This is a genomic window from Solilutibacter silvestris (assembly GCF_050574925.1).
Classification (GTDB): Bacteria; Pseudomonadota; Gammaproteobacteria; order Xanthomonadales; family Xanthomonadaceae; genus Solilutibacter; species Solilutibacter silvestris_A.
Window position 1 is genome coordinate 423,750 of record NZ_JBCMOO010000003.1, and the last position, 23,280, is coordinate 447,029.

Consider the following 23,280-nt stretch of genomic DNA (forward strand, 5'->3'; position numbering starts at 1 on the left):
GGATATCGCGACATCGCCAAGCTTGCACCCAGATGCCGCAAAAAACATTGTGCGATTGGAGCGATGCATGGCGAGTGTGAGCCTGGAGCAGGTCCGCAAGGAATACCCGAACGGCCATGTCGCCGTTGAAGGCGCGAGCTTCGAGGTCGCCGATGGCGAACGCCTGGTGCTGGTCGGCCCGTCCGGCTGCGGCAAGTCGACCTTGCTGCGCATGATCGCCGGCCTCGAGGAGATTTCTTCCGGCTCGCTGCGGATCGGCGATCGCGTGGTCAACGACGTCGCGCCGAAGGATCGCGACATCGCGATGGTGTTCCAGAGTTATGCGCTGTATCCGCACATGAGCGTTGCCGAGAATCTCGGTTTCGGCTTGAGCCTGCGCCGCGTCGCGGCCGCCGAGATCCGCCGTCGCGTCGAAGACGCCGCCAGGATGCTCGAGCTCGACAAGGTGCTGGATCGCAAGCCGGGCCAGCTCTCCGGCGGGCAGCGTCAACGCGTCGCGCTCGGGCGTGCGCTGGTGCGCGAGCCGCAGGTATTCCTGCTCGACGAACCGCTGTCCAATCTCGATGCCAAATTGCGCGCGGTGATGCGCACCGAAATCGCGCGCATCCATGCCAGCCTCGGCACCACGATGATCTACGTCACCCACGACCAGGTCGAGGCGATGACGCTGGGCCAGCGCATCGCGGTGCTGCGCGATGGCAAGCTCCAGCAGATCGACACGCCGATGGCGCTGTACCGCGACCCCGCCAACCTGTTCGTGGCGACCTTCCTCGGCAGCCCGGCGATGAACATCCTGCAAGGGCGGCTGGATCTCCCGACCGGCCCGCGCCTGGTGTTCAACGACGGTTCGATGCTGGATCTGGTCGGTGCGGCGATTCCCGGGGATTGGCACGGACGCACGGTCAAGGTCGGATTGCGCCCCGAGCACATGGTGTTGCGTGATGGCGGCGGGCAGGGTGCACCGGCGACGGTGGCCGTGGTCGAAGCACTGGGCAGTGAGACGTTCGCGCATCTGTCGGTTGCAGGGCAGGCCAGCGTGGTGCGGATGGCGGGAGAAAGCGCGATGCCGGTCGTCGGTTCTGCAATGGCGCTGTCCTGCGATGGCCGGCATGCGCTGCTGTTCGATCCGGAAAGCGGCCAGCGAATGCGTGGCTGACAGCCCGCCCGGCGTTGCCGGGCGAGCCGTCCCGCGCGTGCTTACTTCCCGATCTGCTTGCTGACCGCGTTTTCCTGCTGGTTCAGCACGTGCTGTTCCGACTTGGTGATATGGCCGCCGTTTTGCGCCGCCATGTCGCGTTCCTCCTGGCGGATGCGGCGGTCGTCGCGATGCAGCGTGCGCGCCTGCGCTTTGGTCAGGTCGCCTTCCTTGCGCTCTTCATGGATGCGGCGATTCTGGTTGGCCAGGCGATCGTTGACCTCGTCGCGGCGCGGGTGGTGGCGATCCCAGCGCGACTCGTGCTTCTTGGTGGTGGTCGCGGCGGAAGCGGTGGCCGGGGCGAAGGCGGCGAACGACAGGCTGGCGATGCCGGCGGCGATCAGGAGGTTGCGGATCATGATGGTGTCCTCGTGTGGGGGTAGGGAGTTCGTTGCGAACTCGCCACCATCAACGGTCCTGTTCCCCGGAGGTTGAGTGACGGTTTCGTCATCTCTGGTCCATCCCTGACGGTCAACCACGGTCGGCCCCGCTATACTGCGGAATCCCGTGCTGTTTTCGGGACGCCTTGTTTCTATAATCAAATAGTTATAGGCGATATCTCATCTAAAACTTGATGCGCTGAATGGCGCAGGAAGCTCCTTCGACCCATGCGTCTGTCCACCATCAAGCTCGCCGGCTTCAAATCCTTCGTCGATCCCACCACGCTGCACCTGCCGACCAACATGACCGGCATCGTCGGTCCGAACGGTTGCGGCAAGTCCAACATCATCGACGCCGTGCGCTGGGTGATGGGCGAATCCTCGGCCAGCCGCCTGCGTGGCGACAACGCCACCGACGTCATTTTCTCGGGTTCCAACGCGCGCAAGCCGGTGTCGCAGGCGACGGTCGAGCTGATCTTCGACAACTCCGACCACACCATCGCCGGCGAGTACGCCGCCTTCACCGAAATCTCGGTGAAACGTTCGGTCGGCCGCGACGGTCAGAGCCAGTACTACCTCAACGGCGCCAAGTGCCGCCGTCGCGACATCACCGATCTGTTCCTCGGCACCGGCCTCGGCCCGCGCAGCTACTCGATCATCGAGCAGGGCATGATCAGCCAGGTCATCGAGGCCAAGCCGGAAGAACTGCGCGTCTATCTCGAGGAAGCCGCCGGCATCTCCAAGTACAAGGAGCGCCGCAAGGAAACCGAGACCCGCATCCGCCACACCCGCGAGAACCTCGAGCGCCTGACAGACCTGCGCGACGAAGTCGGCAAGCAGTTGCAGCACCTTGCGCGCCAGGCCAAGCAGGCCGAGCAGTACACCACGCTGCAGAGCGAAAAGCTGGTCAAGGACGCCGAATGGAAGGCGTTGCAGTTCCGCGCGCTCGACGTGCAGTTGCAGGCGCATCGCCATGCGCTGGCCGGCGACGAGACACGACTGGAACAGCTGGTCGCCGAACAGCGCGAAGCCGAACGCCAGATCGAAACCGGCCGCGTCCGCCACCAGGAAGCCAGCGACGCCCACGCCAAGGCGCAGGCCGAGGTCTATGAAGTCGGCGGCACGCTGGCGCGCATCGAGCAGCAGATCCAGCACCAGAAGGAATTGTCGACGCGCCTGCAGCAGGCTCGCGACGAGGCCGAGGCTGCGCTGTCCGAACTGGTCGGCCACATCAGCGGCGACGGCGAGAAGCTGACGGTGTTGAAGGCCGCCTTGGAAGAATCCGAACCGCGCCTGTCCGCGTTGAAGACCGAAGACGAGGCGAAGCAGGCGGCCCTGCGCGACGCCGACGCCGCGCTGGCCGACTGGCAGCAGCGCTGGGACGCCCATACCCGCGAGCAGAGCGAAGCGGCGCGTTCCGGCGACGTCGAACGCACGCGCGTCGATTACCTCGACCGCCAGCTGCTGGACGCAGAACGTCGTCGCGAAAAACTGGAAGGCGAACGTTCCGGTCTCGATCTGGATGCGCTGGCCAATGCCTTCGCCGAAGCCCAACAGGGTCATGACACCCACAAGTCGGCGCTGGACGGACTCACCACGGATCTTGAAACCCGCAAGGCCGCGGTCACGCAATTGCAGGAAGAACAGCGCAACGCGCAGACCGAACTGGCCGACGTGCGCAAGGAATTGCAGTCCGCGCGTGGTCGCCTGTCGTCGCTGGAAACCTTGCAGAACGCAGCGCTCGGCCAGGAGCAGGGCGCCGCGGTCGAATGGCTGAAGAAGTACGGTCTCGACAGCGCGCGCCGCGTCGGCGAGACGCTGGACGTGCAGGAAGGCTGGGAAGCCGCCGTCGAAGGCGCGCTCGGCCAGATGATCGAAGGCGTGCTGGTGGAATCGCCGGAAACGCTGGTGGAAGCGCTGGGCGAACTCGGCGAAGGCCGCCTGACGCTGGTGTCGCCGGAAGCAGGCAATGGCGAATTCGCCGATACCTCGCTGGCCGCTCGCGTGAAGGGTCCGCTGGCGATCCGTCGCCTGCTGGCGCAGTTGCACGTCGCCGAGACGCTGGACCAGGCGCGTTCGCTGTTGGCGACGCTGGGCGAGGGCGCTTCGGTGATCACCCGCGCCGGCGAACGCCTCGGCCCGGGCTGGGTGCGCGTGGTGCGCTCCGGTGCGGCCAAGCAGGGCGCGCTGGTGCGCGAACGCGAGATCCAGTCTCTGCGCTCGAACATCGAAACCCTGCAGACGCGCGAACGCGAACTCGACCAGAAGATCGGTTCCGCGCGCGATCGTGCGCTTGCCGCCGAGCAGGAACGCGAGGACGCGCAGCGCGCCCTCTATCATGCCCACCGCAATGTTTCCGAACTGGCGGGGCGCCTGCAGAGCCAGCAGGGCCGCCTGCAGAACGCCCGTGACCGCATCGCCGCGATCGAAACCGAGCTGGCGCAGATCGCGCAAGCGAGCGAAGAAGCACAGGCCGGCACCCGCGAGGCGCGTACGCGCCTGGAAACGACGGTCGACAAGATGGCGGGACTGGAGCAGGCGCGCACCGCGCTGGACTCCGAACGCCGCACGCTGGGCGAACAGCGCGACAACGCACGCCAGGCCGCGCGCGAATCGCGCGATGCCCTGCATGCATTGCAACTGTCGCTGGAGAGCCAGCGCACCCAGGTGACGTCGCTGATGCAGTCGCTGGATCGCATGGGCAGCCAGCGCGGCCAGCTCGATACGCGTCTCGGCGAACTGGTCGGCCAGTTGGCCGAAGGCGATTCGCCGGTGCAGGCGCTCGACCAGCAACGCCAGGCCGCCTTGGCCGAACGCATCCGCGTCGACCAGGGCCTGACCGCCGCACGCGCCAAGCTGGAGTCGATCGACAACGAATTGCGCGAATTCGAGCAGACCCGCCAGCAGCGCGACAGCCATTCGATCACCCAGCGCGAGGCGATCAGCCAGCGCAAGCTCGACCAGCAGGCCCTGGCGCTGTCGGCCGAACAGCTGCGCGTCGCCGTCACCAGCGCCGGCTTCATCCTCGATGACGTCATCAATACGTTGCAAGAGGACGCCGACGTGCAGGCGTGGGAGCGCACGGTGACCGATCTCGAGACCCGTATGCGCCGCCTCGAGCCGGTCAATCTCGCCGCGATCCAAGAGCACGCCGAGGCCGCCCAGCGCAAGGAATACCTCGACGCGCAGGACACCGACCTCACCACCGCGCTGGAAACGCTGGAAGACGCCATCCGCAAGATCGACCGCGAGACCCGTGGCCGCTTCAAGGACACCTTCGATCGCGTCAATGCCGGCGTGCAGGAGTTGTACCCGCGCCTGTTCGGCGGTGGCCACGCCTACCTCGAACTGACCGGCGAAGACCTGCTCGACACCGGCGTGGCGATCATGGCGCGTCCGCCCGGCAAGCGCGTCTCCAACATCTCGCTGCTGTCCGGCGGCGAGAAGGCGATGACCGCGGTCGCCTTGGTGTTTGCGATTTTCCGCCTGAATCCGGCGCCGTTCTGCCTGCTGGACGAAGTGGACGCGCCGCTCGACGAAGCCAACGTCGGGCGATTCACCGCGATGGTCAGCGAGATGAGCGAGACCGTGCAGTTCCTGTTCGTCACCCACAACAAGGCGACGATGGAAGCGGCGCGCCAGATGCTCGGCGTGACCATGCGCGAGGCTGGCGTCAGCCGCATGGTCTCGGTCGACCTTGCCGAGGCCAGCCGACTGGCCGGCGTCGCCTGAACCCGGCAAGCGGCGCGGCATGGCCGCGTCGCCTTGTTCGCCCTACACTCGTTGGCTGAAGACGGAGAGGAACCGCAATGTCCGAGACCTGGTTGCTGCGCATCGGCATCCTTGCCGCCGGTTTGATCCTCATGATCGCCATCATCTGGTTCGGGCGGCCGAAGAAGACTCCGCAGGGGCGTCGCCTGGATCGCGGCACTGGCGGCGAACGCGCCGAGCCGACGCTGGGCGAGACCATGGCCGCCTTCGGCTCTTCCGAAGCGGAAGGCACCCAGGACGAGCTCGACCTCGACAGCCACGGCAATGACCTCGGCAAGCGGGTCGAGGACAGCTTCGACAAGATCGTCTCGCTGTTCGTCGCAGCGCGGGCGGGGCAGAGCTTCCACGGCCCCGACATCGTGGTCGCGGCGGAGAAGGCCGGTTTGACCTTCGGCCACATGAATGTCTTCCATCGCCTGATCGACCGCCATCCCGAGCAGGGACCGGTGTTCAGCGTGGCCAACATCATGAAGCCCGGCAGTTTCGACATGGCGCAGATCCAGTCGCTGGAAACGCCGGCGCTGGCCTTCTTCCTGACCCTGCCGGCGCCGGTAAACGCGCTTGAGGCCTGGGACATGATGCTGCCGACCGCGCAACGGATCGCCGAACTGCTCGATGGCGTGGTCCTGGACGAAGAGCGCAATGCCCTCGGCCGCCAGCGCATCCAGCACATCCGCGACGAACTGCGCGCCTACGATCGCCAGCGCGAGGCGCCTCCGCTCAACCGCGGCGACAAATGGTGACGAAAGAGGTCGAGCGCCGGATCGCCGATCTGCGCCGCCAAATCGAAGCGGCCAACCATCGTTATTACGTCCTCGACGATCCCGACATGCCCGATGTCGAGTGGGATCGCCTCTTGCGCGACCTGCAGGAACTGGAGGCCGCGCATCCGGAGCTCGTGACCGTGAATTCGCCGACGCAGCGCGTCGGCAGTCGGCCGTCGGCGAAGTTCGCCGAAGTGCAGCATGCGGTGCCGATGCTGTCGCTGGCCAATGCCTTCAGCGACGAGGAAGTCGGTGAATTCGTCGCGCGCATCGCGAAAGAGACCGGCGACGCCGATCCCGAGTTCTCGGTCGAACCCAAGCTCGATGGCCTGGCGATCAGCCTGCGCTACGAACACGGCCAGTTCGTGCGTGGCGCGACCCGTGGCGATGGCGCGACCGGCGAAGACGTCACCGCCAACCTGCGGACGGTGAAGTCGATTCCGTTGACGTTGCAGGGCGATGCGCCGGCAGTGTTGGAAGTGCGCGGCGAAGTCATCCTGCCCAAGGCCGCGTTCGAGAAATACAACGCCTGGGCGCTCGCCAACGGCCACAAGACCCTGGCCAACCCGCGCAACGGCGCCGCCGGTTCCCTGCGCCAGCTTGACCCGAAGATCACCGCGCAACGGCCGCTGGCCTTCTTCGCCTATGCGCTTGGCGAGATCGAGGGCGCGGCACTGCCACCCACGCATTCGCAGACGCTGCAATGGCTGCGCGGCCTCGGCTTTCCGGTGAGCCCGGAAGTCGGCGTTGCGCGCGGATTGCAGGGATTGCTCGACTACTACCGCCGCATCGGCGACAAGCGCGACGCCTTGCCCTACGACATCGACGGCGTCGTCTACAAGCTCGACCGCTTCGACCAGCAACGCGCGATGGGGTTCGTGTCGCGCGCGCCGCGCTGGGCCATCGCCCACAAGTTCCCGGCGCAGGAAGCTACCACCGTGGTCGAGTCGATCGAGGTCAACGTCGGTCGCACCGGTGCGGTCACGCCCTGGGTGCTGATGAAGCCGGTGCACGTCGGTGGCGTCACCGTCACGCGCGCGACCTTGCACAACGCCGACCAGATCGCGCGCCTCGACGTCCGCGCCGGCGACACCGTCATCGTGCGTCGCGCCGGCGACGTGATCCCGGAAGTGGTGCGGGTGGTGGAAGGCGAACGCCCGCTCGGCAAGAAGGGACATCCGATCCATCCCGCCTATGTGCTGCCGACGGAATGTCCGGTCTGCGGCTCGGCGATCGAACGCGAAGAGGGCGAGGTCGTCGCCCGTTGCAGCGGCGGACTGTTCTGTCCGGCGCAGCGCGTGCAGGCCATCTTCCATTTCGCCTCGCGCCGGGCGATGGACATCGAAGGCCTGGGCGAGCGTTTCGCCGAAGCGCTGGTCGATTTCGATTACGTGCGCACCGTCGCCGATCTCTACAAATTGAGCGTGGACGATTTCGTGGTGATGAAGCGTCGCGCCGACGAACGCGACGGGACCATCCCCGAAACCGTCAAGGCTGGCAAGATCGCCACGCGCTGGGCCGAGAACCTGGTCGCCGGCATCGATAACAGCCGCGACACCACGCTGGAACGCCTGCTGTTCGCGCTCGGCATACGTGATGTCGGTGAATCCACTGCCAAGACCCTGGCTCGCCATTTCGGTGCACTCGATCCGTTGATGGCCGCCGACGAAGACGCGCTGAAACAGGTGCCCGATGTCGGTCCCGTGGTCGCGGCGCACATCGCCCATTTCTTCGCACAGCCGCACAACCGCGAGGTGATCGCGGCGCTGCGCGAACGCGGCGTGCATTGGCCGGAAGGCGCACCGAAGCGTTCCAGCGAAGGCCCGTTGGCCGGCAAGACCGTGGTGTTGACCGGCGGCCTTGCGGCGATGACGCGCGACGAAGCCGGCGATCGCCTGGAAGCATTGGGCGCCAAGGTCAGCGGCAGCGTGTCGAAGAAGACCAGCATCGTCGTTGCCGGCGAGGCCGCGGGCAGCAAGCTCGCCAAGGCGCAGGAACTCGGCGTCGAGATCTGGGACGAAGCCGCGTTGCTGGCTTTCCTCGAACAGCATCCGGCCAGCGAATGACGGAACACGAAGCGGATTGGAAGCCGGGCGCATCGATCGAGGCAATGCGCTTGCGCGCGCGGCTCAACATCCTGGTCCGCGAGTTCTTTGCGGCGCGCGGCGTGCTTGAAGTGGAAACACCGATCCTGTCGGCGGCGGGGAATACCACGCCGAACATCGACAGCTTCAGTTCGCATTTCAGCGGGCATGTCGATGCCGGCAGCAGCGAACGCTGGCTGCGCACTTCGCCGGAACATGCGCTCAAGCGACTGCTCGCCGCAGGTGTCGGCGATTGCTACGAGCTTGGCCGGGTGTTCCGCAATGGCGAGGCCGGCGGTCGCCACAATCCCGAATTCACCATGCTCGAGTGGTATCGCACCGGCTGGGACCATCTGCGCCTGATCGACGAAACCGCCGAACTGGTGCGCGCAGCGCTGGCGCTGGTTGGGCGCGATGCCGGTCTTGAAGTCGTGACCTATCGCGAGTTGTACCAGCGCGAACTCGGCATCGATCCCTTGCTCGCCGACAGCGACACGTTGCGCAACGCGCTTGGCGATGTCCGCATCGATCCGCAAGGCCTCGAGCGCGACGACTGGCTCGACCTGTTGATGACCCATCGCCTGCAACCGTCATTCGCCGGCGACCGCATGATCGCCGTGCACGATTGGCCGGCATCGCAGGCAGCGCTGGCGCGCATCCGCGCCGACGATCCACCCGTGGCCGAACGTTTCGAGCTGTACCTCGGTCCGGTCGAACTGGCCAATGGCTATCACGAACTCCTCGATGCCGATGAGCAACTCGGGCGTTTCGATGCCGACATCGCCGTGCGCGTGCGTCGTGGGCAAGCCTTGCCCGCCGTCGATACGCGATTCATTGCTGCGTTGCATCACGGCATGCCGGCCTGCGCCGGCGTGGCCTTGGGCGTCGATCGCCTGCTGATGGTGTTGCTGGACACAGGCCACATCCGTGACGTGGTCGCCTTCGACTTTTCACGGGCCTGAACCGATGCGATCGATCCTTCTCGCCTTGTCACGCGTTGCAGGCTAGATTCGACGACATGTCCTTCGTTCTCGCCATCGCTCTCGCAAGTGCAGCCTCCGGAAGCCCGGAGGCCAAGGTGGATTGGCGTTCGTGGTTCAAGCACCACGGCAACGATGTCGTCGCCTGCGATACCAAGAAGGACGAGCGCGTGCACTGCAAGGCCGATGTCGCCGGAAAGACAGTGACACTGCTGCGCCAGCGCTCGAAGACGACCTGCGTGCGCGGACGGGATTGGGACGTCGATGACGGCGGCATCTGGGTTGACCATGGGTGCCGCGCCGATTTCAAACTTGCCGCTTCCACTGCTCAGGAAACGACGCCGATGGCGCCAGCGGTCGCACCGAAACCGCCGGCGGCGCTGCCACCGCGACGCGGCGTCGTGGTTTGCGAATCGTGGCAGTCGCGCTGGGCGCATTGCGATGCCGACGTCACCCAGACCATTCGCCTGGCGCGCCAGCGTACCAACGACGCGCAATGCATCCGTTCGCAGACCTGGGGGGTGGATGCCACCGGCATCTGGGTGTCGAGCGGTTGCCGCGGCGAATTCCAGGTGGGAGAAATCGCCAGCACCGGCACGCCGGTGCGCACCATCCGTTGCGAATCGACCAATGGCGGGCGTGAATCCTGCGCGGTCGATACCGGTCGTGGCGTGGTACTGAGCAAGCAGCTGTCCAATCTCGGCTGCAGCAAGGGGAAAACCTGGGACTACGACGACGATGGCGTGTGGGTCTCGCGCGGTTGCCGCGCCATCTTCACCATCGATGTCGACCCCAGGCAGACAGGGCAGGCGCTTCGCTGCGAATCGAACCACGGCAAGGAAGCGATCTGCCCATTGCCGGCCGGAGCACGCGTGCGCGTGCAGGAACAGCGTTCCAACACGCCCTGCGTGGAGGGCAAGAATTGGGATGTCCGCAGCGATGGCCTGCACGTGAGCCACGGTTGCCGCGCCGATTTCCACGTGCTGTGATGTTGTCCTGAACAGGCGGCAACACCGGCAGCGACAATCGGTTTTGCTCGGCCTGGGTTATGGAAACGCCGGATAGATTCGAACCGCCTTCCCCGATCATGAACAGGAGTCCGTCATGTCCTTGAATCGCTCACTGCCGATGCTCGCCGTGCTCGCGCTTGCGGCACCCGCCGCCCATGCCCAGTACTCCGGCTATCCGGGTTACGGGAACCAGGGGCAGGGTGGGGTGATCCGTTGCGAGTCGAGCAAGGGCCGCACCAACCAATGCCAGATCGATACCCGTTACGGCGTGCGTTTGACGCGCCAGTTGTCCGACAGCGCCTGCGATGAAGGACGCACCTGGGGCGTGAACCGCAATGGCGTCTGGGTCAGCGGCGGTTGCCGCGCCGAATTCGTCATGGGCGATGGCCGTTACGGCAACAATGGTTATGGCAATAACGGCTACGGAAATGGTGGCTACGGCAACAACAGCGGGCAGCGTTTCGTCTGCGAATCGCGCGACGGCCGCCAGAATTACTGCCAGGTCAACGGTGGTGGTCGCGTCCGCGTGTATCGCCAGATTTCCAGCAATGCCTGCGACGAAGGCCGCACCTGGGGCCAGGATCGTCGTGGCGTGTGGGTGACTCAGGGCTGTCGCGCCGAGTTCATCACCACCGGTTGGGGCAGTCGCTGGGGCGATCGCGACGACGATCGCGGCTGGGGCAACAGCGGTCAGACCTTCCGTTGCGAATCCACCAATGGTCGCCAGAACTTCTGCAATGCCGATACCAGTCGCGGCGTGCGCCTGGTGCGCAAGCTTTCCAACAACGCCTGCGATGAAGGCCGTACCTGGGGTGCGACGCGCGGCGGCGTGTGGGTGAGCGAGGGCTGTCGCGCCGAGTTCGTGACCCGGCGCTGATCCGGCCGCAGGATATGGAATGCCATGGCGGTCGCCTAGAATGACCGCCATGGACACCATCGATTACGCACGTTACGACCGCATCCGTCCGATCCGCTGGACCGGCGATGCACTGGAATTGCTTGACCAGCGCCAGCTGCCGTTCGCCACGCCTTACGTGACCTCGCGCAGCAGCGACGAGGTCGCCGAGGCGATCCATGCGTTGATCGTGCGCGGCGCGCCGGCGATCGGCATCGCCGCCGCCTGGGGCGTGGTGCTTGCGGCGCGCGATGTCGATGCGGCGAATGGCGTCGACGCATTGGTGAAACTGGAACCGGCGATGGCGCGCCTCAATGCTGCGCGCCCGACCGCGGTGAATCTCGCCTGGGCGCTGGCGCGGATGCGCGCCGTGTTGCCGGCGGCGGGATCGGATTGGCGCGATGTGTTGGAACGCGAAGCACGGGCGATCGAAACGGAAGACCTGGCCGCCAACCGCGGCATGGGCGCATCGGGCGCGGCGTTGATCGCCCCGGGTAGTGGCGTGCTCACCCACTGCAACACCGGATCGCTGGCGACCGCGGGCTTCGGCACGGCGCTTGGCGTGATCCGCGCCGGCGTCGCGCAAGGACATGTCGCCAAGGTGTTCGCCGGCGAAACGCGCCCGTGGAACCAGGGCGCGCGCCTGACGGTGTGGGAACTGCAGGAAGACGGCATCGACGCGACGCTGATCGCCGATTCCGCCGCCGCGCACCTGATGAAAACCGGGCAGGTGCAGTGGGTGATCGTCGGCGCCGACCGCATTTGCGCCAATGGCGATACCGCGAACAAGATCGGCACCTACCAGCTGGCGATCGCCGCGAAGCACCATGGCGTCGGCTTCATGGTGGTCGCGCCATCATCGACGGTGGACATGGCGACCGCAAGCGGTGACCTGATCGAAATCGAAGAGCGCGATACCGCCGAATTGCTCAGTTTCCGCGGCGAACGCACCGTGTCCGAAGGCGTGGGCGCGTGGAATCCGGTGTTCGATGTGACGCCGCATGAACTCATCACCGCGATCGTGACCGAGCGTGGTGTGGTGCAGCATCCGGACGCGATTTCAATGGCGAAACTGTTCGGCTGAAAGTGGCGCGGAATTCCCCTCGAAAATGGCGTCTAACCAATTGATTTTTCGGTGAAATTCGGCGTGCTTTCAGACGTCGTTCATGCTAGAATTTCCTGTCTGATTTGATGCCGCCCGTGGGCGCGCCGGACGCGCCCCAGAAGGGACGTTTTCCAGCGCGAGCGCAGGCGGTTTCCCGAACCCAGCGGAAGCCTGATGACGTCCCAGAACAGCGACCACGCCAAGGAAATTATTCCCGTCAATCTCGAAGACGAGATGCGGCGCAGCTATCTCGATTACGCCATGAGCGTGATCGTGGGGCGCGCACTTCCGGACGTTCGCGACGGCCTCAAGCCGGTCCATCGCCGCGTGCTGTTCGCGATGAACGAGCTCGGCGCGCACAGCAACAAGCCGTACTACAAGTCGGCGCGTATCGTCGGTGACGTCATCGGTAAATACCACCCGCACGGCGACGCCTCGGTGTACGACACCCTGGTGCGCATGGCGCAGCCGTTCTCGCTGCGCTACATGCTGGTCGACGGGCAGGGCAACTTCGGTTCGATCGACGGCGACAACGCCGCGGCGATGCGTTACACCGAAGCGCGCATGGCCAAGCTCACCCACGAGCTGATGGCCGACATCGACAAGGAAACCGTCGACTTCCAGCCGAACTACGACGAGAAGGAACTCGAGCCGACGGTGATGCCGACGCGCTTCCCGAACCTGCTGGTCAACGGTTCGGCAGGCATCGCGGTGGGCATGGCGACGAACATCCCGCCACACAACATGACCGAGGTCATCAACGCGTTGCTGGCGTTGGCGGAAACGCCGGACATCGACATCGACGGCCTGATGGAATACATCCCCGGCCCGGATTTCCCGACCGCAGGCATCATCAACGGCGTCGGCGGCATCCACCTGGCCTACCGCACCGGTCGCGGCCGCGTGCGCATGCGCGCCAAGGCCGAGATCGAAGTGGCCGACAACGGCCGCGAAGCGATCATCGTCACCGAGATTCCCTACCAGGTGAACAAGGCGCGGTTGATCGAGAAGATCGCCGAGCTGGTGAAGGAGAAGAAGCTCGAGGGCATCAGCGAGTTGCGCGACGAGTCCGACAAGGACGGCATGCGCATCTACATCGAGATCAAGCGCGGCGAATCGGCAGAGGTGGTGCTCAACAACCTCTATGCGCAGACGCCGATGGAATCGGTGTTCGGCATCAACATGGTGGCGCTGGTCGATGGCCGCCCGCAGTTGCTCAACCTCAAGCAGATCCTCGAAGCCTTCCTCAAGCATCGCCGCGAGGTGGTGACGCGCAGGACGATCTTCGAACTGCGCAAGGCGCGCAATCGCGCCCATATCCTGGAAGGCCTGACGGTCGCGCTCGCCAACATCGACGAGATGATCGAGCTGATCAAGACCTCGGCGAACCCGGAAGAAGCGCGCACGAAGATGCTGGCCAAGACCTGGGATCCGGGCATGGTCGGCGCGCTGCTGGGCGCAGCGGGCGCCGAAGCGTCGCGTCCGGAAGACCTGCCCAAGGGCGTCGGCCTGCTCGACACCGGATACCAGCTCACCGAAGTCCAGGCGCAGCAGATCCTCGACATGCGCCTGCACCGCCTGACCGGCTTGGAGCAGGAAAAGCTGACCGACGAATATCGCGCTTTGCTCGACACCATCCGCGGCCTGATCGAGATCCTCGAGCATCCGGGCGTGCTGATGGCGGTGATCCGCAGCGAACTGGAGAACGTCAAGGAAGAATTCGGCGACGTTCGCCGCAGCGAAATCCGCGCCTCGGAAGAGGATCTCGACATCCTCGACCTGATCGCGCCGGAAGACGTGGTGGTCACGCTGTCGCACGCCGGTTACGCCAAGCGCCAGCCGGCGACGACCTATCGCGCGCAGAAGCGCGGCGGCAAGGGTCGCAACGCGGCGGCGACCAAGGACGAGGATTTCATCGACCAGCTCTGGCTGGTCAACACGCACGACACGCTGCTGACTTTCACCAGTCGCGGTCGCGTGTTCTGGCTGCCGGTGCACCAGTTGCCCGACGCCGGCCCGCAGGCGCGCGGCCGTCCGATCATCAACTGGATTCCTTTGGAGGCTGGCGAGAAGGTCCAGGCAGTGCTGCCGGTGCGCGAATACGAGGACGGCAAGTACGTGTTCTTCGCGACCAAGGACGGCACGGTGAAGAAGACCGCGCTGACCGAATTCGCCTATCGCCTGGCGCGCGGCAAGATCGCGATCAACCTCGACGAGGGCGATGCGCTGGTCAACGCCGAGCTCACCAATGGCGAACGCGACATCATGCTGTTCGCGAGCAACGGCAAGGCGGTGCGCTTCGACGAAGGCACGGTGCGCGCGATGGGTCGTACTGCAACCGGCGTGCGCGGCATGAAGCTGGCGCAGGGCGAGGAGGTGCGCAGCCTGATCGTGATCAATGGCGATGGCGACATCCTCACCGCCAGCGAACGCGGCTTCGGCAAGCGCACCGAAGTGACCGAGTTCCCGAAGAAGGGTCGTGGCACCCAGGGCGTGATCGCGCTCAAGACCACCGAACGCAACGGCCAGCTGGTCGGCGCGATCCAGCTCAGCGACCACCACGACGTGTTGCTGATCTCCGACGGCGGCACCCTGGTGCGCACGCCGGCCGCGGACATCTCCCAGGTCGGACGCAATGCGGCAGGCGTCACGCTGATCCGCCTGTCGGCGGAGGAAAGCCTGCAGGCGATCGAGCGGCTCGATGTTTCGCTGGAGAATGATGGCGAGGAATCGGCTTCCGAACCGGGAGCGTTGCCGGCAGCGGAACCGGGAGAGTCTGCTTCCCCGGAATCGCAAGGCTGATCGAAACAGGCGCCGCAAGGCGCCTGTTTTGTTTTTACTGGATGATTGTTGGAGTTGCCCGGCAAGCGTTAGATTCGACACAACAAAAAGCGAGGGCGCCTGCAATGCATATTCGCATCATGCTTTTGTCCATCCTGATGCTAGCCAATGCTGCATGCGGGGCCTCGAGCGCGACCACGCCGAAAGCCATTCCTGCTTCGCCGGAAAAGAAATCGCCGATCGACAAACCAGGCGAATGGCAGCCGCGCTCCGGCTTGGCCCAATTGCGGATTTGGCCCGGAAACGCACCCAACGGCACGTTCAGGCCGCAGCCGGCGGAGAGCGTCCAGGTCTATGACGATCCCGGGGCGGTCGGCGGCAACTCGGAAGCCGTCCTCAACGTCGCCGTTCCAACGATGACGATCATGCCGGCCAAGGGACGCAATACCGGCACTGCCGTGATCGTCTTTCCGGGAGGCGGATTTCAGAAGCTCTTCATTGGGCTCGAAGGCACGGAGATTTGCGATTGGATGACGACAAAAGGGATCACCTGCATCGTTTCCAAATATCGCGTCCCCGGTGGGGACGACTTCTGGGACGCGAAGACCAAGCGACAAATCACCCCTGATATTCCTCGTGCCTTGCAAGATGCGCAGCGGACCATCCGGCTGGTCCGATCGAAAGCCGTGGAACTCGGCATCAATCCGCACCGCATCGGCGTACTGGGAATGTCGGCGGGTGGATACCTGGTCGCCCAGACAAGCAACATCCTGACTCCGGCGTATCGTCCGGTCGACGCCATCGACAAGATCAGCAGCCGACCGGATTTTGCAATTGCGCTTTATCCGGGGCACATATGCCGCAATGGCGGATCATTCGATCCACGGTTGCCGGTGAAGGAGACTGCGCCGCCCACGTTCATTGCCCAGACGTGGGACGACGCCATGGATCCGGTCTGCAACAGTCTTATGTATGCGACGGCGCTGGATAAGGCCGGCGTGCCAACCGAAATTCATCTCTTTGCCAAGGGCGGGCATGCTTTTGCCTTGCGCCGCAAAGATGAGCCCGTCGGCAAATGGCCGGAACTGGTCGAGCTCTGGCTCAAGCAAATCCAGATGCTGTAGGCGTGCGCTGACGAGACGGATCGGTCAGATCCACCACATCGCGGGATCGATCAACGGATCGGCATGTTCCGCGGATTCGACGGCATCGGGAACACGGATCTTCGCCGGTACGCCGACCGCGACACCGTGATCGGGCACATCGCTGACGACGACCGCATTCGCGCCGATGCGCGCGTCGTTGCCGATCGTCAGCGGTCCGAGGATCTTCGCCCCGGCGCCAATCAAGACACGATCGCCGATGGTGGGATGGCGTTTCACCGGCGCATTGGCGGTGCCCCCCAGCGTGACGCCGTGATAGATCAGGACGTCGTCGCCGATTTCCGCGGTTTCGCCAATCACCACGCCCATGCCGTGGTCGATCACGACACGACGACCGATCCTGGCGGCAGGATGGATTTCCACGCCGGTGACCATGCGCGAGAACAGGGCAACGAAACGCGCAGGCCAGCGCAAAGCGTCGATCTGCCACAGCTGATGCGCGAAACGATGCAGCCACAGCGCGTGCAGGCCGGGCGAGGTGAAGAACGGCACCCACCGCGATGTTGCAGCGGGATCCCGCGACAGCACTGCCGCGAGATCTTCACGGACGCGTTCGATCACGTTCAGTCGAGCAGGTCGGCGAACAGCACGGTGGACAGGTAACGTTCGCCGAAGCTCGGGATCACGACGACGATCGTCTTGCCTTCGCTTTCCGGCAGCTGTGCGACCTGGTTGGCGGCAGCGAGCGCCGCACCGGACGAGATGCCGACCAGCAGGCCTTCTTCCTTGGCGGCACGACGCGCCCATTCCACCGCGGTGTCGCCGGGGATGTCGATGATGCCGTCGTAGATGGTGCGATCGAGGATCTCTGGCACGAAGTTCGCGCCGAGGCCCTGGATCTTGTGCGGACCGGGCTGGCCGCCGTTGAGGATCGGCGATTCCGCCGGTTCCACGCCGAAGACCTTCACCGACGGCTTGCGTTCCTTCAACACCTGGCCGACGCCGGTGATGGTGCCGCCGGTGCCGATGCCGGAGACGAGGATGTCGACCTGGCCGTCGGTGTCCTTCCAGATTTCCTCGGCGGTGGTCTTGCGGTGGATCGCCGGATTGGCCGCGTTGGCGAACTGGTGCGCCAGCACGCCGCCACGTTCCTTCGCGATCGCTTCGGAACGCTCGACCGCGCCGCGCATGCCTTCGGCGGCCGGCGTCAGCACCAGTTCGGCGCCATAGGCGCGGAGCAGGGCGCGACGCTCCTTGCTCATCGAGTCGGGCATCGTCAGCACGACCTTGTAGCCACGCGCCGCGCCGACCATCGCCAGCGCGATGCCGGTGTTACCGGAAGTCGCCTCGATGATCGTGCCGCCGGGCCGGAGCTCGCCACTCGCGGCGGCGGCATCGATGATGGCGACGCCGATGCGGTCCTTCACCGATTTCGCCGGGTTGTAGAACTCCAGCTTGGCCAGCACCGTGGCCTTGCTCTGGATGATGCGGTTGATCCTGACCAGCGGCGTGCGGCCGACCAGCTGGGTGACATCGGAATAGATCGTCATGTCCGACCTCGTCGGGAAAGTAATTGGGTGATGCTAGGCCTCTCGATGATGCAGGACAACATCGATGCCCGGGGGAACGCAGAACCAGTGGTCATGTCCTTATGCGATGGGGTGATGACGCCTGTAAGTCAGTCCCCGATCCAGCCGTCCAGCAGGTCGCGGAAATCGTCGGCATGGTCTTCTTCCATCGCCAGGATGCCCTCGAGCATGCGCTTGGTCGTGGTGTCGCGGTCGCCGATCCAGTTGATCAGTTCGCGATAGCTGTCGATGGCGATGCGCTCTGCGACCAGGTTCTCCTTGACCATGTCGCGCAGGTTCCTGCCTTCCTTGTATTCGGCGTGGGAACGCTGCGTCAGCGTCGCCGGATCGAGGTCGGGATCGCCGCCAAGCTGCACGATGCGCTGGGCGATCAGGTCGGCATGCGCCTGCTCTTCCTTCGCGTGCGTCAGGAATTCCTGCTTCACCGATTCCGCCAGCATGCCCGCCGCCGAGAAGTAGTGGCGCATGTAGCGCAGCACGCACACCCATTCGGTCGCCAGTGCATCGTTGAGGCGACGGATCAGTTCCTTGCGATCGATGGTGTAGGTCGCGGTGATCGGTCCCTTGTCCAATCCCTTGCGCGCACGCTCGCGCAGGGTTTTGACATCGGTGAATCCGCTGTTGTCGCTGGTCGATTGCGCGGCGGCATGGTTGCTCTTGCGGGTGCTGGTCTTCTTCGCGGCTGCCATATCGTTACTCCGGGGGATTGGGCGAAAGGGCATCAATGGTCTGCAACATGGATTCGGCGCTGGAGACGCGGAATTCGCCTGGCGCCTCGACTTCGACCGCGCGGGCGACGCCGTTGTCCGCATAGATGGCGAAACGCTTGCCGCGCACGCCCATGCCGAACGGGCTGGCATCCATCTCGAGGCCGAGCGCGCGGGTGAAGGCGCCGTTGCCGTCGGCGAGCATCAGCAATCCTTCCGGAACGTGCTGCGATTCGCCCCAGGCCTGCATCACGAAGGCGTCGTTGACCGACAGGCAATAGACATCGATGCCGCGCTTCACGAAATCGTCGTGGTGTTGCACGTAACCGGGCAGGTGGCGTTCCGAGCAGGTCGGGGTGAAGGCGCCGGGCACGCTGAACAACACCACGCGCTTGCCGGAAAAGAGCTGCGCGGTATCGCGGTCCTGCGCACCTTGCGCGCCGGCGACCTGCAACGACATGGAGGGGATGGAATCGCCGGGCTGGATGCTCATGGATTGGCCTGTCGGAAAACTGGCAGGGTAGACTTGAGGCCGGAAAAATCGCGTTAAGGGGCCGTGGGCCGCCTGTCCGGAGGATCGATGCAGTTCAAGGATTACTACGAGATTCTCGGCGTGGAGCCGAATGCCGGCGAATCGGAAATCAAGTCGGCTTACCGGCGGCTGGCGCGCAAATATCATCCCGATGTCAGCAAGGAAGCGGACGCCGAAGAGAAATTCAAATCGGTCAACGAAGCCTACGAGGCGCTGCGCGATCCGCAGAAGCGCGCGGCTTACGACCAGTTGCGTTCGCGCGGCTATCGTCCTGGCGACGATGTGCAACCGCCGGGCGCGGGCGGCGGTTTCCATGGCGCACCGGGCGATTTCGACTTCGACGAAATCTTCGCCGGTGGCGGTGGAGCAGGTGGCGGCGGGTTCAGTGATTTCTTCGAGCAGATGTTCGGTCGCGGTCGTGGTGGCGCACGCGGACCACAACCTGCGGGCCCCACGCGTGCGCGAATGAGCGTGCCGCTGGAGGCCGTCTATGGCGGCAACAGCATCCGCATCGGCTTGAACGGGAAATCGCTGGACGTGCGCATTCCCAAGGGCATTCGTCCCGGCCAGCTGATCCGCCTCGCCGGACAGGGCGGCAGTGGCGGCGACCTGTTGCTGGAAATCGAATACGCCGCGCATCCCGACTTCGAGGTCGATGGCCGCAACATCCTGTACGTGCTCGAACTGACGCCATGGCAGGCGGCGCTGGGCGCGGTGATGAGCGTGCCGACGCTGGGCGGTTCGGTGGAGCTGAAGATTCCGGCGGGATCGGATGCCGGCAAGAAGTTGCGACTGCGCGGTCGCGGCTTGCCCGGGCAGACGCCGGGCGATCAGATCGTCGAACTGGAAATCATGGCGCCGGTTCCGCAGACGCCGGCGCAGCACGCAGCCTACGAGGGACTGCGCGACGCTTTCGGTTGATCAGGCTGCGCTCGGCAGCAGCTCCGTCACCACTTCGGCCAATTCCTTCTCGCTGAAGGGCTTGGTGATGTAAGCGCGTGCGCCCTGGCGCATGCCCCACATGCGATCGGTGTCCTGGTCCTTTGTGGTGACCAGCACGACCGGGATGTGCTTGGTGCTTTCTTCGCGGGTGATCGAACGCGTGGCCTGGAAGCCGTTGAGGTTCGGCATCACCACGTCCATCAGGATCAGGTCGGGCTGCAGGCTCTTGGCGAGTTCGACGCCGGCTGCGCCGTCTTCGGCAGTGCTGCATTGGTGGCCGAGCTTTTCGACCACGCGACGAAGTCCCAGCAGCTGGGAAGGCGAATCGTCGACAACAAGAATGTGCGCCATGTGGTTTTCTCTGGTCCCCCTTGGATTGCAGCGATTTTACACAGCTTCAGGCGTTTTCCGGAAACGCCACCAGCGTGCGCCCGAGCGATCCGCCGGCCAGCATGCGGGCGAAAATCGCCGGCAATCCCTGCAAATCCACGGTTGCCGTGCAGATGGCATCGAGATTGGCGGGCTTCCAGTCGCTGGCGAGGTGTTGCCAGATGGCGTCGCGAATGTTGCGTTCTGTGCCCGCTGACGCAATTCCGAGCAGCGAAACGCCGCGAATGATGAACGGCATCACGGTTGTCGGCAGCTCCGGACTGGCCGCGAGCCCTGCGGTGGCGACATTGCCGTAGGGCGCGGTCTGCGCCAGCAGGCTGTTCAGCATCGGTCCGCCGACATTGTCGAGGCCGCCGCCGAAGCGCACCGATTCCATCGGGCGCGTGGTGGCGAGCGCGTCGCGACCGAGCACTTCGCTGGTACCGAGCGTGCGCAGGTAGTCGCCATGCTCGGGCTTGCCGCTGACGGCATGGACCTCGAAGCCGGCGCGTTTGAAGATCGCGACCGCGAGCGAACCGACGCCGCCAGTCGCTCCGGTCACGGCCAACGGGCCGAGGCCGGGATGCTGGCGGTTGTCGAGCATCCGGTACAGCGCCAGGGCGGCGGTGAAGCCGGCGGTGCCGAGGATCATCGCTTCGCGCAGGCTCAGGCCCGCGGGCAACGGAATCACCCAGCGCGATTCCAGCCGCGCGTATTCGGAATAACCGCCGTCGCGCGTTTCCGACAAGCCGCAGCCGGTCACGAGGACGGCATCGCCTTCCTTGAATTTCGGGTCCGTCGATTGCACGACGTGTCCGGCGACATCGATGCCGCCGTTGAGCGGGAACTGCCGCAGGATCTTGCCCTGTCCGGTTCCGGCCAGCGCATCCTTGAAATTGACCGAGGAATACGCGGTGCGGATCACCACTTCGCCGGGCGACAGCGCATCGAGCGCGATGCGTTCGACGCCGCTGCGATACCCCTGTGCATCGTTGTGGATGCGGAATGCATTGAAGTCGGCGGGCATGCTCATGTCTCCGCCACCGAACGCAACTGGGTGCGGCGCTTCTCGTCCATCCACTTGTCGGCCTGTGCGGGCCGGTAATCGCGCATCCACGCGAACAACGCATCGATGTCGCCGCCGTGCCAGAGATCCTCGCGTTGTTCCGGATGGACGAAACGTTCGCCAACCATGTGGTCGAGCATCGCCATCAACGGTTTCCAGAAATCGGCGACATCGAGGAAGGCGCAGGGCTTGTGGCCGAGGCCGAGCTGGCGCCAGGTCAGCATCTCGAACATCTCGTCGAGCGTGCCGAACCCGCCGGGCAGGGCGATGAAGGCATCGGACAGTTCGAACATGCGCGCCTTGCGCTCGTGCATCGAACCGACCACTTCCAGTCGCGTCAGTCCACGATGGCCGACTTCCCATTCCATCAACTGGTGGGGAATCACGCCGGTGACTTCGCCGCCGGCGGCGAGCACGGCATCGGCGACGATGCCCATCAGGCCGACGTTGCCACCGCCATACACCAGCTGCATGCCTTCATTGGCGATGCGCTTGCCGAGCGCGCGTGCGGCTTCGGCGTAACGGGGATCGGAACCGGCATTGGAGCCGCAGTACACGCAAATCGATTTCATGGCACGAAACTGAGGAAGAGATAGGCCGCGAACAACACCAGATGGACGATGCCGGGCAGGATGTTGGTGCGTCCGGTGCGCAGGCTGATCGAGGTGATGAACAGCGTCACCACCAGCAATGCCATCGACATCGGCGTGAGGCCGAGCGAGAGCGACCAGCCCTGCGTCAGGCTGACGATGATCACCGCCGGAATGGTGAGGCCGATGGTGGCGATCGCCGAACCGATGGCGAGATTGAGGCTGGTCTGCAGGCGATTGCCGAGTGCCGCGCGCACGGCCGCGACGCTTTCCGGCAATAGCACGATTGCGGCGATCAGGATGCCGACGGTTCCGGCAGGTGCGCCGGCGTGGTCGAGCATCGTTTCGATGGTCGGCGATACCGCTTTCGCGCCCAGCACCACCGCAACGAGTGCGATCACCAGCATTACGCTGCTGACCAGGGTGTCGCGATTGGAGGGGGGATCGGCGTGCCCGTCACCGTCCTCGTCCGTCTGGCCATTTTCTTCAGGCAGGAAGTAATCGCGATGGCGCACTGTCTGGAAGAACGTGAACGCGCCGAACAGCACCAGCGTCGCGATGGCGACGAACAGCATCTGCTTCTGGTTGTAGGCCGGTCCTGGCGTGATGGTGTAGTTGGGCAGGATCAGCGTGAAGGCGAGGATCGCGACCAGGGTGCCGAGGGCGGCATTGATGCCGTCGAGCTTGAACTGCTGGACGTGATGGCGACGGCCGCCGGCAAGCAGGCTGATGCCGATGAGGCCGCTGAGCAGGATCATCACGCCGGCGAACACCGTGTCGCGCGGCAAGGTGGCGGCGTCCGGATTGCCCGACATCATCATCGAGATGATCAGCGCGCATTCGATCACCGTCACCGCCATCGCCAGCACCAGCGTGCCGAACGGCTCGCCGACGCGATGCGCGATCACTTCGGCGTGGTGGACGGCGGCAATGACACTGGCGACCACCACCGCGCCCAGCAACAGCCCGCTGCCGGGAATTCCCGGCGCGCTCTTGGTGATCACCAGGATGACTGCCGCGATGATCGGCAGCAGGATCGCCCACAACGGGTTGTATTTGGAAGTCATGGCGTCATCATGCGCGAACGCAGCAGCAGTTGCACGACGGCGACGCCTGCGGCTCCGGCCAGTCCGGCACAGACGAAACACAACCACATCGGCCAGCCGGCGCGTGCAGTGAATGCAAGGGCAGGGAAGAACAGCAGGCTGCCGAGCACGAACCAGAAGATATCCATGCCCATCGCGGCGACGCGCGCGGGATCGCCGGTGTCGCGATAGAGCCAGGCCAGCACCAGCAACGAAGTCAGTGGCAACGATGCCACCAGCGCGCCGAGCACGCCGGGTTTCTTCGACAGTTCCGAAGCCAGCATCACCGTCGCGACGGTGATGGCGAGCTTGATCAGCAGTTGCAGGTTCAT

At 64.9% G+C, this 23,280-nt stretch carries 21 protein-coding genes; 11 read left to right on the plus strand and 10 right to left on the minus strand.

Annotation, left to right across the window (positions count from 1 at the left end):
• The first annotated feature begins 67 nt into the window (after window positions 1-67).
• On the plus strand, window positions 68-1,156 hold the full coding sequence (locus tag ABE093_RS08770) for an ABC transporter ATP-binding protein (RefSeq protein WP_430760487.1): 1,089 nt from the start codon (window positions 68-70) through the stop codon (window positions 1,154-1,156).
• A gap of 41 nt (window positions 1,157-1,197) precedes the next feature.
• On the opposite strand, the gene ABE093_RS08775 is transcribed toward ABE093_RS08770, so the two are convergent.
• Window positions 1,198-1,554, minus strand: a complete 357-nt coding sequence (locus ABE093_RS08775; protein ID WP_430760488.1) for a hypothetical protein — start codon at window positions 1,552-1,554, stop codon at window positions 1,198-1,200.
• A 249-nt stretch (window positions 1,555-1,803) separates the two neighbouring features.
• On the opposite strand from ABE093_RS08775, the gene smc reads away from it, so the two are divergent.
• The 9 genes from smc (at window position 1,804) to ABE093_RS08820 (ending at window position 16,089) form a co-directional block, all read left to right on the plus strand.
• Window positions 1,804-5,307, plus strand: coding sequence for a chromosome segregation protein SMC (gene smc, locus ABE093_RS08780; RefSeq protein WP_430760489.1), 3,504 nt, complete (start codon window positions 1,804-1,806; stop codon window positions 5,305-5,307).
• 77 nt (window positions 5,308-5,384) lie between these two features.
• The gene (zipA, locus tag ABE093_RS08785; RefSeq protein WP_430760490.1) at window positions 5,385-6,089 is read left to right on the plus strand and encodes a cell division protein ZipA; all 705 of its coding nucleotides are present in this window, start codon (window positions 5,385-5,387) and stop codon (window positions 6,087-6,089) included.
• Entirely contained in the window at window positions 6,083-8,176 is a 2,094-nt protein-coding gene (gene ligA / locus ABE093_RS08790) for an NAD-dependent DNA ligase LigA (protein WP_430760491.1), read from the plus strand. The genes zipA and ligA overlap by 7 nt, the downstream gene beginning before the upstream one ends.
• Entirely contained in the window at window positions 8,173-9,156 is a 984-nt protein-coding gene (gene epmA, locus ABE093_RS08795; protein WP_430760492.1) for an EF-P lysine aminoacylase EpmA, read from the plus strand. Before ligA ends, epmA begins: the two co-directional genes overlap by 4 nt.
• Before the next feature lie 56 nt (window positions 9,157-9,212).
• Complete coding sequence (locus ABE093_RS08800) at window positions 9,213-10,163, plus strand: DUF3011 domain-containing protein (protein WP_430760493.1); 951 nt, start codon at window positions 9,213-9,215, stop codon at window positions 10,161-10,163.
• A 115-nt stretch (window positions 10,164-10,278) separates the two neighbouring features.
• The gene (locus ABE093_RS08805; RefSeq protein WP_430760494.1) at window positions 10,279-11,061 is read left to right on the plus strand and encodes a DUF3011 domain-containing protein; all 783 of its coding nucleotides are present in this window, start codon (window positions 10,279-10,281) and stop codon (window positions 11,059-11,061) included.
• A gap of 40 nt (window positions 11,062-11,101) precedes the next feature.
• A complete protein-coding gene (gene mtnA / locus ABE093_RS08810) occupies window positions 11,102-12,163 on the plus strand; it encodes an S-methyl-5-thioribose-1-phosphate isomerase (protein ID WP_430760495.1) in 1,062 nt (353 codons plus the stop codon).
• A gap of 195 nt (window positions 12,164-12,358) precedes the next feature.
• The gene (gene gyrA, locus ABE093_RS08815; protein WP_430760496.1) at window positions 12,359-14,986 is read left to right on the plus strand and encodes a DNA gyrase subunit A; all 2,628 of its coding nucleotides are present in this window, start codon (window positions 12,359-12,361) and stop codon (window positions 14,984-14,986) included.
• Window positions 14,987-15,105: 119 nt separating this feature from the next.
• Window positions 15,106-16,089 (plus strand): alpha/beta hydrolase, encoded by a 984-nt coding sequence (locus tag ABE093_RS08820; protein WP_430760497.1) that lies wholly within the window; start codon window positions 15,106-15,108, stop codon window positions 16,087-16,089.
• A 24-nt stretch (window positions 16,090-16,113) separates the two neighbouring features.
• On the opposite strand, the gene cysE is transcribed toward ABE093_RS08820, so the two are convergent.
• From cysE to ABE093_RS08840, 4 genes are all read right to left on the minus strand, one after another.
• The gene (gene cysE / locus ABE093_RS08825; protein WP_430760498.1) at window positions 16,114-16,689 is read right to left on the minus strand and encodes a serine O-acetyltransferase; all 576 of its coding nucleotides are present in this window, start codon (window positions 16,687-16,689) and stop codon (window positions 16,114-16,116) included.
• A 2-nt stretch (window positions 16,690-16,691) separates the two neighbouring features.
• The gene (cysK, locus tag ABE093_RS08830; protein WP_430760499.1) at window positions 16,692-17,618 is read right to left on the minus strand and encodes a cysteine synthase A; all 927 of its coding nucleotides are present in this window, start codon (window positions 17,616-17,618) and stop codon (window positions 16,692-16,694) included.
• Window positions 17,619-17,746: 128 nt separating this feature from the next.
• Window positions 17,747-18,346, minus strand: coding sequence for a ferritin-like domain-containing protein (locus ABE093_RS08835; protein ID WP_430760500.1), 600 nt, complete (start codon window positions 18,344-18,346; stop codon window positions 17,747-17,749).
• 4 nt (window positions 18,347-18,350) lie between these two features.
• Window positions 18,351-18,857, minus strand: coding sequence for a peroxiredoxin (locus ABE093_RS08840; RefSeq protein ID WP_430760501.1), 507 nt, complete (start codon window positions 18,855-18,857; stop codon window positions 18,351-18,353).
• Between the two features lie 87 nt (window positions 18,858-18,944).
• Between ABE093_RS08840 and ABE093_RS08845 the strand changes: the two genes are divergently transcribed.
• A complete protein-coding gene (locus tag ABE093_RS08845; protein ID WP_430760502.1) occupies window positions 18,945-19,817 on the plus strand; it encodes a DnaJ C-terminal domain-containing protein in 873 nt (290 codons plus the stop codon).
• On the opposite strand, the gene ABE093_RS08850 is transcribed toward ABE093_RS08845, so the two are convergent.
• From ABE093_RS08850 to ABE093_RS08870, 5 genes are read right to left on the minus strand one after another with little or no spacing between them, the layout of a single operon-like run.
• Window positions 19,818-20,189: a response regulator gene (locus ABE093_RS08850; RefSeq protein WP_430760503.1), complete on the minus strand. Its 372-nt coding sequence runs from the start codon at window positions 20,187-20,189 to the stop codon at window positions 19,818-19,820.
• A 46-nt stretch (window positions 20,190-20,235) separates the two neighbouring features.
• Window positions 20,236-21,240: a YhdH/YhfP family quinone oxidoreductase gene (locus ABE093_RS08855; protein ID WP_430760504.1), complete on the minus strand. Its 1,005-nt coding sequence runs from the start codon at window positions 21,238-21,240 to the stop codon at window positions 20,236-20,238.
• Complete coding sequence (locus tag ABE093_RS08860) at window positions 21,237-21,845, minus strand: TIGR00730 family Rossman fold protein (RefSeq protein WP_430760505.1); 609 nt, start codon at window positions 21,843-21,845, stop codon at window positions 21,237-21,239. Before ABE093_RS08860 ends, ABE093_RS08855 begins: the two co-directional genes overlap by 4 nt.
• Window positions 21,842-22,930: a calcium:proton antiporter gene (locus ABE093_RS08865; RefSeq protein WP_430760506.1), complete on the minus strand. Its 1,089-nt coding sequence runs from the start codon at window positions 22,928-22,930 to the stop codon at window positions 21,842-21,844. Before ABE093_RS08865 ends, ABE093_RS08860 begins: the two co-directional genes overlap by 4 nt.
• Window positions 22,927-23,280, minus strand: coding sequence for a DUF3147 family protein (locus ABE093_RS08870; protein WP_430760507.1), 354 nt, complete (start codon window positions 23,278-23,280; stop codon window positions 22,927-22,929). Before ABE093_RS08870 ends, ABE093_RS08865 begins: the two co-directional genes overlap by 4 nt.

Excerpts from the sequence above, each read along its gene's own strand:
- ABE093_RS08770 (WP_430760487.1), top strand. The coding sequence starts at position 68 with ATGGCGAGTGTGAGCCTGGAGCAGGTCCGCAAGGAATACCCGAACGGC.
- ABE093_RS08775 (WP_430760488.1), bottom strand. The coding sequence starts at position 1,554 with ATGATCCGCAACCTCCTGATCGCCGCCGGCATCGCCAGCCTGTCGTTC.
- smc (WP_430760489.1), top strand. The coding sequence starts at position 1,804 with ATGCGTCTGTCCACCATCAAGCTCGCCGGCTTCAAATCCTTCGTCGAT.
- zipA (WP_430760490.1), top strand. The coding sequence starts at position 5,385 with ATGTCCGAGACCTGGTTGCTGCGCATCGGCATCCTTGCCGCCGGTTTG.
- ligA (WP_430760491.1), top strand. The coding sequence starts at position 6,083 with ATGGTGACGAAAGAGGTCGAGCGCCGGATCGCCGATCTGCGCCGCCAA.
- epmA (WP_430760492.1), top strand. The coding sequence starts at position 8,173 with ATGACGGAACACGAAGCGGATTGGAAGCCGGGCGCATCGATCGAGGCA.
- ABE093_RS08800 (WP_430760493.1), top strand. The coding sequence starts at position 9,213 with ATGTCCTTCGTTCTCGCCATCGCTCTCGCAAGTGCAGCCTCCGGAAGC.
- ABE093_RS08805 (WP_430760494.1), top strand. The coding sequence starts at position 10,279 with ATGTCCTTGAATCGCTCACTGCCGATGCTCGCCGTGCTCGCGCTTGCG.
- mtnA (WP_430760495.1), top strand. The coding sequence starts at position 11,102 with ATGACCGCCATGGACACCATCGATTACGCACGTTACGACCGCATCCGT.
- gyrA (WP_430760496.1), top strand. The coding sequence starts at position 12,359 with ATGACGTCCCAGAACAGCGACCACGCCAAGGAAATTATTCCCGTCAAT.
- ABE093_RS08820 (WP_430760497.1), top strand. The coding sequence starts at position 15,106 with ATGCTTTTGTCCATCCTGATGCTAGCCAATGCTGCATGCGGGGCCTCG.
- cysK (WP_430760499.1), bottom strand. The coding sequence starts at position 17,618 with ATGACGATCTATTCCGATGTCACCCAGCTGGTCGGCCGCACGCCGCTG.
- ABE093_RS08835 (WP_430760500.1), bottom strand. The coding sequence starts at position 18,346 with ATGGCAGCCGCGAAGAAGACCAGCACCCGCAAGAGCAACCATGCCGCC.
- ABE093_RS08840 (WP_430760501.1), bottom strand. The coding sequence starts at position 18,857 with ATGAGCATCCAGCCCGGCGATTCCATCCCCTCCATGTCGTTGCAGGTC.
- ABE093_RS08845 (WP_430760502.1), top strand. The coding sequence starts at position 18,945 with ATGCAGTTCAAGGATTACTACGAGATTCTCGGCGTGGAGCCGAATGCC.
- ABE093_RS08850 (WP_430760503.1), bottom strand. The coding sequence starts at position 20,189 with ATGGCGCACATTCTTGTTGTCGACGATTCGCCTTCCCAGCTGCTGGGA.
- ABE093_RS08855 (WP_430760504.1), bottom strand. The coding sequence starts at position 21,240 with ATGAGCATGCCCGCCGACTTCAATGCATTCCGCATCCACAACGATGCA.
- ABE093_RS08860 (WP_430760505.1), bottom strand. The coding sequence starts at position 21,845 with ATGAAATCGATTTGCGTGTACTGCGGCTCCAATGCCGGTTCCGATCCC.
- ABE093_RS08865 (WP_430760506.1), bottom strand. The coding sequence starts at position 22,930 with ATGACTTCCAAATACAACCCGTTGTGGGCGATCCTGCTGCCGATCATC.
- ABE093_RS08870 (WP_430760507.1), bottom strand. The coding sequence starts at position 23,280 with ATGAACCTGCAACTGCTGATCAAGCTCGCCATCACCGTCGCGACGGTG.